This is a genomic window from Sphingomonas alpina, assembly GCF_014490665.1.
In the GTDB taxonomy this organism is placed as follows: domain Bacteria; phylum Pseudomonadota; class Alphaproteobacteria; order Sphingomonadales; family Sphingomonadaceae; genus Sphingomonas; species Sphingomonas alpina.
In genome coordinates this window covers 1,027,551-1,040,887 of the sequence record NZ_CP061038.1, presented here as the reverse complement: position 1 = coordinate 1,040,887, position 13,337 = coordinate 1,027,551, and the positions used below count along the sequence as shown (strand labels likewise).

General features: G+C 64.8%; 10 protein-coding genes. All 10 read right to left on the bottom strand.

What is annotated here, in order from left to right:
- Positions 1 to 137 precede the first annotated feature (137 nt).
- A complete protein-coding gene (locus H3Z74_RS04795) occupies positions 138 to 1,145 on the bottom strand; it encodes a glycoside hydrolase family 3 protein (RefSeq protein ID WP_187762830.1) in 1,008 nt (335 codons plus the stop codon).
- A gap of 360 nt (positions 1,146 to 1,505) precedes the next feature.
- The gene (locus H3Z74_RS04790; protein WP_187762829.1) at positions 1,506 to 2,231 is read right to left on the bottom strand and encodes an SPOR domain-containing protein; all 726 of its coding nucleotides are present in this window, start codon (positions 2,229 to 2,231) and stop codon (positions 1,506 to 1,508) included.
- Between the two features lie 3 nt (positions 2,232 to 2,234).
- Positions 2,235 to 3,959 (bottom strand): arginine--tRNA ligase, encoded by a 1,725-nt coding sequence (gene argS / locus H3Z74_RS04785; protein ID WP_187762828.1) that lies wholly within the window; start codon positions 3,957 to 3,959, stop codon positions 2,235 to 2,237.
- A 199-nt stretch (positions 3,960 to 4,158) separates the two neighbouring features.
- On the bottom strand, positions 4,159 to 5,310 hold the full coding sequence (locus H3Z74_RS04780; RefSeq protein ID WP_187762827.1) for a DUF1501 domain-containing protein: 1,152 nt from the start codon (positions 5,308 to 5,310) through the stop codon (positions 4,159 to 4,161).
- A 3-nt stretch (positions 5,311 to 5,313) separates the two neighbouring features.
- Positions 5,314 to 6,834 carry a DUF1800 domain-containing protein gene (locus H3Z74_RS04775; protein WP_187762826.1) on the bottom strand — a complete coding sequence of 507 codons (1,521 nt, stop codon included), beginning with the start codon at positions 6,832 to 6,834 and terminating at the stop codon, positions 5,314 to 5,316.
- A gap of 126 nt (positions 6,835 to 6,960) precedes the next feature.
- A complete protein-coding gene (locus H3Z74_RS04770) occupies positions 6,961 to 8,124 on the bottom strand; it encodes a deoxyguanosinetriphosphate triphosphohydrolase (protein WP_187762825.1) in 1,164 nt (387 codons plus the stop codon).
- A gap of 29 nt (positions 8,125 to 8,153) precedes the next feature.
- A complete protein-coding gene (locus H3Z74_RS04765) occupies positions 8,154 to 8,843 on the bottom strand; it encodes an SPOR domain-containing protein (RefSeq protein ID WP_229726889.1) in 690 nt (229 codons plus the stop codon).
- A 260-nt stretch (positions 8,844 to 9,103) separates the two neighbouring features.
- Positions 9,104 to 10,186, bottom strand: coding sequence for a tetratricopeptide repeat protein (locus H3Z74_RS04760; protein ID WP_229726888.1), 1,083 nt, complete (start codon positions 10,184 to 10,186; stop codon positions 9,104 to 9,106).
- A 286-nt stretch (positions 10,187 to 10,472) separates the two neighbouring features.
- On the bottom strand, positions 10,473 to 11,960 hold the full coding sequence (gene ftsZ / locus H3Z74_RS04755) for a cell division protein FtsZ (RefSeq protein ID WP_187762822.1): 1,488 nt from the start codon (positions 11,958 to 11,960) through the stop codon (positions 10,473 to 10,475).
- Positions 11,961 to 12,071: 111 nt separating this feature from the next.
- Entirely contained in the window at positions 12,072 to 13,334 is a 1,263-nt protein-coding gene (gene ftsA / locus H3Z74_RS04750; RefSeq protein ID WP_187762821.1) for a cell division protein FtsA, read from the bottom strand.
- Between the last annotated feature and the right edge of the window lie 3 nt (positions 13,335 to 13,337).

Below are 13,337 nucleotides of genomic sequence, written 5' to 3'. Positions count from 1 at the left end.
GAAATAGGCAGAAAATCCGCACACTCGATCCAACTTAACAGGGGTGAGGTTTTTTTATTGAGCGAACAGCGGAAAACAGCGGGCAAATCCGGAAACTATAAGGGTTACGACTCGCACCCAGGCGGCTAAGTGATGGCCTAGGCCACCGCCAGCAATGCGTCCCGCTTCGCGATCAGCGCCGCCAGATCTCCATCCGCTCGCCCACCGGCAATCGTCGCCATCGCCCGGTCCAGCCGTGCACGCGAGATATCGGGGATATCACTTAGCCGTCCGGCGATGTCCTCCATCTCGTCCATCCGCCCCCAGCAATCGAGAACGATGTCGCATCCGGCAGCGATTGCCCCCGCCGCCTTGTCGCCCGCCGTCCCAGAGAGCGCCTTCATGTCGATATCGTCGGTCATCAGCAGGCCATCGAAACCGATCCGTTTGCGGATGATTTCCTCGATCACGATCGGCGACAACGTGGCTGGCCGTTCGGGATCCCAGGCCTGGAATACAATGTGCGACGTCATGCCCATCGGCGCGCCGGCGAGCGCCTTGAACGGAGCGAGATCGATCTCGAGCTCCTCATCGGAGGCTGTGACGGTTGGCAGGTGATAATGCGTGTCGACCATTGCGCGCCCATGGCCCGGCATGTGCTTGACCACGCCGACCACGCCACCGCGCTGAAGCCCATCGATGATCGCCCGGCCCATCGCGGCAACCCGCAGCGGTTCGCTGCCCAATGCCCGGATCGAAATCGCCTCGGTCGTATCGGGTTGCGCGACGTCCAGCAGCGGCAGGCAATCGACGGTGATGCCGACCTCGGCCAGGGTGAGCGCGATCGCCTCGGCATTGGCGCGTGCGGCCTCGATGCCGGAGATCGGTGCGGTTTCGTACAACGCATCGAACGCCGGACCAGCGGGAAAGGCCGGCCACTCCGGCGGCTGCATCCGTGCGACCCGCCCGCCTTCCTGATCGATCAGGATCGGCAAATCGTCGCGCCCGGCCATCGAACGCAACGCATCGGTCAAAGCGCGCACCTGTGTGCGGTCTTCGATATTGCGCTTGAACAGAATATAGCCGGCCGGGTCGGCGGCGCTGAAAAAAGCGCGCTCGTCAGCGGTGATGGTCAGGCCCGACAGGCCGTAGATGACGGGGATCATGAGGAAAGCGGCTCCAGCGCGACGCGCGGGCGGCGCGTACATCACCCCCTATATCAAGCCCCTCCCGTTCAAGGGAGGGGTTTGAGACACTTAGGGTCCAGACCCATAACTAATGAGGATCGAGACAGCCTTGTCCGGGATGCTGTGGGAGGAGGAGCGCGCTGCACGGGGCTGTTCCCCCGTTCGAGCGTTCCGACGCGCCACAGTGCCCGGACAAGGCTGCCCCGAAGGGGTGGGACGAAAAGGGCCGCTGGAGCGGTCGGGCGCTTGCTGGATAGACACCGCTATCCGGCCGCGCGCCCTCTCTCCCAGCGACCCTTTTCGTCTCCATCTCGACCTCGTTAGTTATGGGTCTGGACCCTAGTCATGCGCAACGTAGCATGCCTCGCCCGCGACCTTCAGCTTGCCGCACAGGCTCGATGCCTGACCGGCGCTGCCCGCATTGACGCGCAGCCGGTACGTCGTCCTGCCATTGACCTCCGCCTTCTGGACCGATTTGCCGAGCGGGGCGAGATAGGTGAAACGCTTCGAGGTCTTGGCCCAGGCGGCATTGGCTGAAGCCTCGTCGGGAAAGGATCCAAGCTGTACCAGCGCGCCGCCCGAAGCCCCGGCAGAGGCCGTAACCGCCGGGCCGGTCGGCGCCGCCTTCAGCGCACCGCCCGATGCCGGAACCGCGGTGATCGCCTTGGACCTGCCCGCGGTCGTAGCATCCGCCTTTGCCTTGGTGCCTGCGATCGGAGCCTCCGGGAGTGCGTCCACATTGATCTTGGCATCGCCCGACGTCGCACCATCGCTGGTCGCGATCGCGCTGTCGCCCTCGCCCTCGACCTTCAGGCCGCCGGGATCGTCAGGCTTGACCTTGTAATCGCCCTCCTGCGCATTGATCAGCCCACCATTGCCAGCGTCATCGCGCGACTTCTGATAATAGAGATAGCCGAAGATCGCCGCTGCGATAATGGCAAGACCAAGCGCGACGAACAGGACGATCCGAAGCATGCTGGGACCGTCGTCATAATCCTCATCGACGGTTTCAAGCCAGGGCAGCCGATCTTCGTCGCGCATGTCGAATTCGTTCGACGTCGCCATTTGTCACATCTCCTGGACTGCCTGCACCCCCATGATGCTGAGTCCGTTGCGGATAACCTGCCCGATTGCCTCGGCCAAGAAAAGCCGCGCGCACGTCAGCTCGGCATTGTCGGCAATCAGGAAACGGCGACCGGCATCGTCCTTGCCCATGTTCCATGCGGCGTGGAGGCTTGCTGCCAAGTCATAGAGATAAAAGGCAATACGGTGCGGCTCACGGGCCGCAGCCGCGGTATCCACGATCCGCGGGAACTGTGCCGCGAGCTTCACCAGCGCCAGCTCCTGCGTGTCAAGTTGGGACAGGTCGACCGTGCTGCACGTAATGCCGGCCTCCGCCACCTTCCGGCCGAGCGACGCGATCCGGGCATGGGCGTACTGCACATAGAAGACCGGATTGTCCTTCGACGCCTCGACCACCTTGGCGAAATCAAAGTCCATCTGCGCGTCGGATTTCCGCGTCAGCATGGTGAAACGGACGACATCCTTGCCGACCTCGTTCACGACCTCGGCGAGGGTGACGAAATTGCCCGACCGCTTGGACATCTTGACCGGCTCGCCGGCGCGCAGCAGCCGCACCATCTGCACCAGCTTGACGTCGAAACGGGTCTTGCCCCCGGTCAGCGCCTGCACTGCGGCAACGATCCGCTTGACCGTGCCGGCATGGTCGGCACCCCAGATGTCGATCAGCGCGTCGGCGCTTTGCGCCTTCTGGTAGTGATAAGCGAGATCGGCGCCGAAATAGGTCCACTCGCCCGAAGACTTGCGGATCGGCCGGTCCTGATCGTCGCCGAACCGGGTCGAGCGGAACAGCGGCAGCACCACCGGCTCCCAGTCTTCGGGCGTCTCACCCTTCGGCGCCTCGAGCACGCCGTCATAGATCAGGTCGCGGGCGCGCAGATCGGCCTCGGCTGCTTCGGGCTTCCCGGCCGCCTGCAACTCCGCTTCCGACGAGAACAGGTCGTGATGGATACCGAGCAGCGCGAGATCGGCCTTGATCAGCACCAGCATCGACGCAACCGCGCTCTTGCGGAACAGCGCCAGCCATTCGGCTTCCGGCGCATCGGCATAGATATTGCCGAACTCCTGCGCCAGCGCCTGCCCGACCGGGACCAGATAGTCGCCGGGATACAGGCCTTCCGGAATCTCTCCGACATCGACGCCGAGCGCCTCGCGGTACCGCAGGTGCACCGACCGGGCGAGGACATCGACCTGGCCGCCCGCGTCGTTGACATAATATTCGCGGATCACTTTGTGCCCGGCAAACTCAAGGAGGCTGGCAAGCGCATCGCCGACCACCGCGCCGCGGCAATGCCCCATGTGCATCGGGCCGGTCGGATTGGCAGAGACATATTCGACATTGACGGTAACGCCCTTGCCGCGCGCCGACTTGCCATAATCCTCGCCCTCGTCACGAATCGCAGACAATTCGGCGCGCCACGTGTCCTCGGTCAGCGCGAGGTTGATGAAACCCGGGCCGGCAACCGAAACCGTCTCGACTTCTTCGAGCTTGCCGAGTTCGGCAGCGATCTTCTCGGCCAGCGCGCGCGGATTGGTCGCCGCCGGCTTGGCCAGCACCATCGCCGCGTTGGTGGCGAGATCGCCGTGAGTCACGTCGCGCGGCGGCTCGACCGTGACCGCGGCGCGATCCAGCCCGGCGGGCAGGTCGCCCGACGCTACAAGCGTGTCGAGCGCCGCATCGAGATGCGCGGCGAAACGGGTATAGAGGGTCATGGCTGGTCCGGTCGATGTCAGAGGCGAGCGCGGCCCTTAGCGGAAGCGAGCGCCACCTTCAAATTTTCACCCTTATGGGCAATTCATACTGCTGGTGAGGGTTGGATCGGCGAGGCACAACCCCTTCTTGGTTGAGCCTACGAAATAGCGGTGCCCCGCCGATCCCCTCCCCGGAGGGAGGAACTTGTTACAGGCGCCCTCAGGCGCGGAGCAGCCCCTGCACCACAGGTGCGGGCGCTGTATTGGGGAAAAGCGTCATCATCGTGCGAGCCGGATCGGTTTCGAAATGACTTGCGACCGCGCCACCGATAAATGCGTCGAGTTGCATGGTCGGCTTGAGGTCGCGCCCATCATAAAGCGCATTCGCCCCTAATCCCGGCCAATCCGAAATAACCCGTCCCCCTTCTACGCTGCCACCCAACAGCATCGCTGAACTCGCAGTGCCGTGATCGGTTCCACCGGTTCCGTTCACCGCAACGGTTCGCCCGAATTCCGTGGCGATCAGCACCATGGTATCGGCCCAGAGCGGCCCCAGGCCCGCCTGTAACGCGCCGATCATTGCATCCAGCCCCTTGAGCTGAGTACTCAGCCGCCCACGCTGCTGCGCATGTGTGTCCCAGCCGCCGGTTTCGATCATCGCAATGCGGGCGCCAGCCGGGGCGGCAAGCAGCTTTGCGGCGAGTGCGCCGGTAGCGGCAGCGTTGCGGCCATTGTCGCTCGCAAGGCCCCCGGTCAGCTTGCGCGTGTTCAACGCTTCGCTCCACAGCGCATGGAGCTGGCTGTCGCCCTCATACAACATGGTCACGCGCTGCAGCAGGTCATCGGACGCATCGGGCAGGCTGGATGGCGCGTAGGACGAGACTTCATGAGACCCGCGGAGTGCCATCGGCACGGCCGACGCGACCGCGATCGCCCGAGCCTCTCCCGATGGAATCACCCCGAGCATGCGGTTCATCCAGCCGTCCTTGAGGCGGTAGGCGCCGGCGCCCCCGGTCTCGAGGACATTCTGTCCATCGAAATGCGATCGGTCGCGATAGGGCGAGGCGATGGCGTGTGCGAACAAGGCCTGCTTCCGCTGGTATAGCCCGCCGACAATCGCCAGCGCCGGATGCAGCGCGAACATCGAATCAAGCTTGGCGGCGTTGTCGAAATCCACCGCCAATGGGCCGCGCGCACCGGCAAAGCCCGGGTCCCCGACCGGCGCGATGGTGCCGAGACCATCCGCAGCACCGCGCTGGATGATGAAGACGAAGCGCTTGTCGGTCTCAGCCCTTGCCCAAGCGATGCGCGGCGCGAACAGCGCCAGCGTTCCGAGCGCACCGCCACCGATCAGGGAACGACGGTCGATCATGGTCTATCTCCGCATGAATTCCGGCGCAACGAGCAGCAAGGCGAGCGCCTGTCCGGGGCTTTCCGCGCGCGCCAGCGCCTGGGTGGTCGCGGCGCCAACGGCAGCGGGGAAAAGTTTCGGCGCCAGCGCGCGGGCGTCGATCGACCCGCCGGCGCGCGTCGCGAACCGCTCGGCCGCTTCGACCCGGCGCATCACCGCATCGGGGCCGGCCCAGCCGGCATTGATATCGTCATAGCCGGCGGGCGACCCCGGCCGCCAGATCGGCTGGCCGAGCTGATTGAGCAGCCCGGTGACGGCCTGCGGCTGGACTGTCTTCATATCCAGCGCGCGCATCACGGAGACCGACCATTCCCATGGCGATTTGAATTTGGAGTTCCGCTCTGCCCAGGCTTCGGGTGCGGCGATCAACGCACGATAAACCGTCGGCAGATCGCCACCCGATTTCAGAAATGCCGCTTCCAGCCGTGCGACCAGCGCCGGTGCCGGCGTGTCGCCGGTGAAGTGCCGGGCCAGCTTGGTGGCGATATGCGTGGCGGTCGCCGGGTGTGTGGCCAGGCCGGACAGCACCGCCTGCGCCTGCCGCTCGCCATCCTGCGCATAGCTTTTACCGATGATCGTGCGCGTGCCCGGCTCATGGATCTGCTCGACAAAAACGAAGTCACCCGGCGTGTCGTCGACCCCGACCGCGCGCGCCACCGGCCCATTGGTCAAGCCCGCCACCGTCCAGCCCGTCAACGCCCGCGCAAGCTCGGTCACATCCGCCTGGGAATAGCCGGTACGTACGCCAAGCGTGTGCAGCTCCAGTATCTCGCGCGCCAGATTCTCGTTCAACCCGAGCTTGCGGTTGGGCCGATTGGCGTAGCGGCTGCCGATCGGACTGTTCGGCCCGATCGATTCCGCCTGGTCGAGATAGAGCAGCATCGCCGGATGCCGCTCGACCGCCGCCAGCATGTCGCCGAACTTACCCAGCACATGCGGCCGGATCGCCTCGAATTCGAGCAATCCGGACAAGCCGATCACCGTCAGCTTGTCGGCCGACACCGCGAAATGATTGGCCCAGAAATGCACCAGCCGTTCCACGAACGGTGCAGGTCCCGTCAACGATGCGAGCGCACGCCCACCGACCGCGGCAACATAATTGTCGCGCCCCTGTCGCTGCGCGAATTGCCGCGCCTGTTTGATGGGATCCTTGCTGTCGCCCTCCATCTTGTCGGCTGCGCTGTCGATCTTGGCGGGATTATAACCGGTCATCATGACCTGGCTCTGCGCGGTCATCGCCGCTGCTCTATTGGCAGGAAGCGCGCGACGTGGACCGGACATCGCCCGCAATTGACGCGCTTCGATCAGGTAATCGGCCAGTTCGCCTGCAACCTGGCGCCGCCCGGGCATGGCGGCAATCGCCACTGGCCGCGCCTCATAACGGTCGAACTGCTCGAGCAGATATTTGACCGGCTGCTCCGGCACGACATCATCGGCTCTCGCGCCCAGCCCGAAGCGATTCAGTGCAATGCTTGCCTGCGACATCGCCTTTTCCCTGCCAGCCCCGGAACAACAAATAGGCCGGTTTTGTCGCAAGAGTGTGCCAGCGATGATTTTTGTCGTTCGTTTCGTACAGCTTGTCGCGAATTGCCGATAACGGACCGTCGAAGATCAGAATCCCTCGGGCAGATCGACTGGGCCAACGACCTCGGTATAACGGGTCACGGCGTAACGATCGGTCATGCCAGCGATGAAGTCGGCGATGTGGCGACTGCGCCCCGGCTCATGATCGGGCAGCCGCGAGGACCATGATTCCGGCATCAGCATCGGGTCGGCACGATAGGCCGCGAAAAGCCCGGCAACGACGCCGTGGGCAGCATTCGCGGCCTCCAGCTGACGAGGATGGTGATAGAGATTATCGTACATGAAGCGCTTCAACACGCGTTCGTCTTCGCGCATGTCGTGCGAGAAGCCGACCAGCTGTCCCGCCGCACGCACATCCGCCGCCGTCTCGATTCCGGCCGCCGTCAATCGCGCCCGCGTCTCTGCGATCACGTCATTGACCATCGCCCCGATCTGGCCCCGGATCAATTCACCTGACAAGCGGGCCTGCGGCACGTCGTCGAAGCGCCTGCAGGTATCGGCCCAGCCCCGTGCGATCACCGGCACCGCCATCAGTTGATCGAGGCTCAGCAATCCGGCGCGCAGGCCGTCATCGATGTCGTGATTGTCATAGGCAATGTCGTCGGCGATCGCGGCGACCTGCGCCTCCAGTGAAGGCCAGCGCCCCAGGTCGAAGGGAAAGGCCGCATCTGCCGCCGCCAGCGCCCAGCCCGGCTCGGCGATCGGCCCATTATGCTTGGCCAGCCCCTCCAGTGTCTCCCAGGTCAGGTTGAGCCCATTCCAGCGCGGATAAGGGCTGTCGATCTCCATCAGCGCGCGCAGCGTATTCCCGTTGTGGTCGAAGCTGCCTTGCCCGGCCAGCGCCGCTTTCAAGGCATCCTCGCCGGCATGGCCGAACGGCGGATGGCCGATATCATGTGCAAGGCATAACGCCTCGGTCAGATCCTCGTTCAGACCGAGCGTTCGCGCAATCGTGCGGCCGATCTGTGCGACCTCGATGCTGTGGGTCAACCGGACGCGGAAATGATCCCCATCGGGCGACAGAAAGACCTGGGTCTTGTGACGCAGCCGCCGAAAGCTGATCGAATGGATGATCCGGTCGCGATCGCGCTGAAATGCGTCGCGCGGCCCGCGCTCGGTGCTACCCTGCTCCTCGTACAGGCGTCCCTTGCTGCGCGCCGGATCGGAAGCCCAGGGCGCCATTATCCTCATGATGCCGGGACTATCCGCATTTGCCGCCCTCATTTGCCGCCGAGTCTGGTGACCTTCTGCCCCGCTTCGCTGGTGAAGGTGAAGCCGGAAATATCCGATTTGGCGATCAGGTTGACGAAGGCACGCGCCTCTTCATTGGTCCTGAACGGCCCTGCGAGCACTCGATTGGTCAAGCGAAGCGGGGTGGTCCAGCCCGACTTGCCCTTGAACGCCGCCGGTGCTTTGTCCCGTACCCGTGCCCATTCCCTGGCCAGGTTCGCCTCATTGGCGCCGCCCGCGACCTGCACCCAGATCCGAGATGGCTCGAGCAGCTTTGGGTCGTTCTTCTTCTTGAGCTCTTCGGCCTTTTTGGCATCGGCCAGTTTCTTGTCGGCAAGCTTCTTGTCCGCCAACTTCTTGTCGGCGAGCGCCTTGTCGTTAGCCTTCTTGTCCGCCGCCTTCTGGTCGACGAGCGCCTTGGCCTGGATCGCCGCCGCATCAGGAACAGGCCTGGCGACCGTCACCGGCTTCGGTTCGACTCGCGCGGGCGCTGCTTCGGCGAGCTTGACCGGTGCGGCTTCGGGCGCTCCATCCGCCCCCCTGGCTGCCTGGACCGGATCCACATCAAGCTCCGATCCCGGCACGGTGATATTGGCAATGATCTTCGCCAGGATCGAATCCTCGCCACGCCCTGCACCGGGTGGTTGCGGCTGGGGTTCGGGCGCGGGAGTCGCCGCCACCGGCTGGGCCGGCGGACCCGAAAGCGGTTGGGACGATGCCGCAGGCCCCTCGGCTTGTGGGGTAGCAACAAGAGCCGGCATCGACGGGGGGGGTCGGCTGAGTTACGGGCTTTGCTGGAAGCTGGGCCACGGGCAGGTTTTCAACGACGTCAGGGCCCTCTTCCGTGTCCGGGCCCGTCCCGTCCAGCGCGGGCGGTAGCGACCCCGACAGTTTCGTCTCCGCTGGCACGGGTGCTTGTGTGGCAACCGGTTTGTTCGCCTCAGGCGTCGGTCGGGCGACTGCGAGCGTCGGCGCCTGGTCGCGACGTGGAGCGGGCAAGGCCGTTATCGTTACCGGCCGGGCAGAAGCCATGGCAACCGGCGGTAGCTTGTCGCGCTCGCGGGATGACGTCCCCTGCACGACCTCGGTCCGGCCCGGTATCGCCTGGACCACCTCGGGCCGTCCCGGCAATTCCTGCACGACTTCGGTGCTGACCGGGGGGACCGACATAAGCGGGCGGTGCAGGCAACGGTACCGGTGGGGTTGTCGTGGCGGTCGCGAGCCGGACGGTTTCCAGACCGCGCCTTTTGTCCTTCTTGTCCTTCTTCCGATTGCGGCGATCACTCTTGTCGGTCGCTACCGGCACTGGCGGCTTTATCGTGCTCGCCATCACCACCGGCTGCCCCGGCTCAGGCTGCAGTGCCGGCATCGGTGGTGCCAGCCGTGCATCCATCATGCGCTGCGCCGATCCACGGACTTCGCCAAAGTGCACCGCGAACGCGCGATCGACGGCACCGAGTTGCGGCAGGCGCTGGAAAAAGGGCTGCAGGCCCTGGGCAAGCCCGCCCGGCATCATGCTCGTCGCGATCCGCTCCGCCCCTGCCGCGTCGCCCGTCATCGCGAGGATGAAGGCGCGCGCGCGCCATGCCGCACGGTCGCTGCGGCGGAGCAACGGGTCCAACTGGGACAGCGCTTCGTCCCGCCGCCCGGATATCCCCAACGACAGGGCATAACGCCGGATCGTTTCATCGACCGGCCCGTCCTTCAAGGCGACGCGATAATCGCGTTGCGCCCGTTCCTGTTCGCCGATCAGATCATAGGCCAGGCCGCGATCGGCGACGAAGCGCCGCACGTCGCCTCGAAACGATTCCGCCTCGGCGAAACGGCGCAGCGCTTCACCCGGCCGCCCGGATTGGACGAGCAACGTCCCCTGCCCCGCTTTGACCCGCGCGTTTCGCGGATCGATCCGCTCGGCGCGCGCGAAAAAGCCCGATGCAGCGGTAGCGTCGTCGAGTTTCAGAGTCAGTTCGCCGGCGCGGATCAGCGCATCCAGATCACCCGGATTGGCGGCCAACAGCCGCATCTCTGACGCGAGCGCGTCGGCATCCGGCGTCGGTGCCTGAACGATGGCGTATTGTGCGCATGCAGGCGTGGAGACCGCCGCCAGTGATATGGCGAACGCAAGCATTGCGGTTTCGGAACGTCGGAACAATCGCATCAGTCGGCCAGCCTAGACGATGGCTTCGCTGAACCGGCAATGTCCGGCGGCATGACCACGCGCCGAGCCGACGCGAACCGGCGGTGAACCGGCAGCGTCGGTGGCCTCGCTGTCGATTCCCGCGCGCAAAGGGCGCTCGGGCAAGGACAAGTTACTGATTATTCTGGCGATGCAGGAAACGCGGAATGTCGAGCGGATCCTTGTCGGCTGGCTCTTCTTCCCGCGCGGCACCACGCGACGCCCCTGACATGCGCTCGAACAAGGTTCCGCCCAGCTTGACGCGCGGTGCGGGCGGCGGCGCCGGCGCATCCGCTACGGGTTCTTCGGCGGGCGGCGTACCCGGCGACAGCCAGCGGCGGCGTGCGCCGCCATCGGTCGCTGCACCGACATCCTTGGCCGGCGCGGCATCGACGGGAGCGTCCTCACCGAACACCGGCAGCGGCGCCGCTTCGATCGTTTCGTCCAAAGCGGCAACTTCGGTTTCGCTGTCCAGCACCAGCTCATCGCTATCGGGCGTATCGCTGTCGTCGGTCGCGAAAGACTCGGCGACCGCCGGTTCTTCGAGCGGCGCTTCCGTCGCGACGGGCGCCACGATGACGGGCTCTTCGGTCTTTTTCGGCGCGGAAAAGGTGAAAGCGCGCGATGCGGGGGCTGCGGCTTCGGCCGGACGCGCACTCGCTTCGATACCGGTCGCGACGACCGACACGCGGATCTTGCCTTCGAGATCAGGATTGAACGCCGAACCCCAGATGATGTTGGCGTCTTCGTCGACCAGCTCGCGGATGTGATTGGCCGCCTCATCGACTTCCAGCAGGCGCATATCGTCACCGCCGGTGATCGACACGATGACGCCCTTGGCGCCCTTCATGCTGACGCCGTCGAGCAGCGGGTTCGCGATCGCCTTCGAGGCCGCTTCGATCGCGCGATTGTCGCCCGACGCTTCGCCGGTACCCATCATCGCCTTGCCCATTTCCTGCATCACCGAGCGCACATCGGCGAAATCGAGGTTGATCAGGCCGGGCATGACCATCAGGTCGGTGATGCCGCGCACGCCCTGCTGCAGCACCTCGTCCGCCATCTGGAACGCCTCCTTGAAGGTGGTGTTCGCATTGGCGACCAGGAACAGGTTCTGGTTGGGAATGACGATCAGCGTATCGACATATTTCTGCAATTCTTCGATGCCGGCTTCCGCCGCCTTCGCGCGACGATTGCCTTCAAACGCGAACGGCTTGGTCACCACACCGACGGTCAGGATGCCCATGTCGCGCGCCGCCTTGGCGATGACCGGGGCAGCACCGGTGCCGGTTCCGCCGCCCATACCGGCGGCGATGAAGCACATATGCGCGCCTTCCAGCGTCTTGACGAGCTGGTCGATCGTTTCTTCGGCCGCAGCTCGGCCGATTTCCGGCCGGCTGCCTGCGCCGAGGCCCTGCGTGATCTTCGCGCCGAGCTGAATACGATGTGGTGCGGTCGACTGTTTCAGCGCCTGCGAGTCGGTGTTCGCGACGAGAAAGTCGACGCCCTGCACCTCTGCACGCATCATGTTGGCAATCGCGTTGCCGCCAGCTCCACCCACGCCGATCACGGCGATGCGCGGGGTCAGTTCGTCAACCTCGGGCGGAAGAAATTCGATGCTCATGCGCCTGTCTCCACTGCGCTTCAAAAACCCCGAAGCGCCATTTACTCTTGTCCGTTCTGCACCATCGCTTGCGGTGGTTCCAGCGCGAAAGATACCACGTGTCGTATTTCTTTAATAATTAGCCCGTGCCATCGCGATCAAGCGTCGAATCACCGCAAAACCCTTCGGCCGGTGAACGGTCGTATGCCCGTTCGACAGTTCGCGCAGGTCGACCGGGTCGGACGCGGCATAATAAGCCAGGCCCGCCAGAGTCGCGAATGCGGGGCCGCTATGCGCCTCGGGCAAGGCGGTCAGTCCGCGCGGACGGCCAATCCTGACCGAGCGCCCCAATGCCTGTTGCGCATAATCGGCAATGCCCTTCAATTCGGCGCCGCCGCCGGTCAGCACGACCTGACGCCCGACCGGCCCGGAGAATTTCAGATCGACCAGCGCCTTTTGCACTTCGCCGATCAGATGATCGAGCCGCTGGCGGATCACCGCGATCAATTGAGCGCGAGTGATGCGGCTGCCCTCGCGCACATCGTCCTCGGCATTGAGCGGCGCGACTTCAATCATCTCGTGATTGTCGCGCGGGCTCGCATTAGCCGATCCATAGAAACATTTCATCCGTTCGGCCTGGGCCGGCGTCATGCCGAAGGTCGAGGCAATATCGCTGGTGATGTCCGACGCACCGAACGGGATCGAGGTCAGCCCGACCAGCATACCGCCGGCATAGAGCGAGACATTGGTCACACCCGCGCCCATTTCGACCAGCGCCACACCCAGTTCGCGCTCATCGTCCGACAGGCACGCCATGCCGGTCGCGACCGGCGAGGCGATGATCGACTTCACCTCGAGATGCGCATTGGCGACGCACAGACCAAGATTGCGCACCGGCGAGCCGTCGGCGGCAACGACATGGATATGTACGCCGAGCCGGTCGGCGTGCAGCCCGAGTGGCTTTTTCACGCCGGTCAGCCCGTCGAGCGTGTAGAGCGCGGGCTGCGCATGAAGCACCATGCGTCCAGCGGGGTCGATCGACTCACGCCCAGCCTGCAGCAGCGCATCGATATCCGACTGTTCGACGCGGTGGCCGCCCAGTTCGAACTCGATCGACGCCACGTCCGACACCAAGCCACCGGCGGAGAAACTGACCCAGACATTCTGAATGTTGACCCCGGCGATCCGCTCCGCTTGCTCGACCGCTTCGCGCACTGCCGCCTCGGTCGCGTCGGCGTCGGCGATATAGCCGCGCTTGACACCACGGCTTTCGCGCTGGCCGGTGCCGAGCACGATCAACTCGCCGCCATCCCCCTTTTGCGCGATCATTGCCGACACTTTCGACGATCCGATGTCGAGCGCGGTGATCAATCCCTCCGGTGTTACTTTCGCCATGCC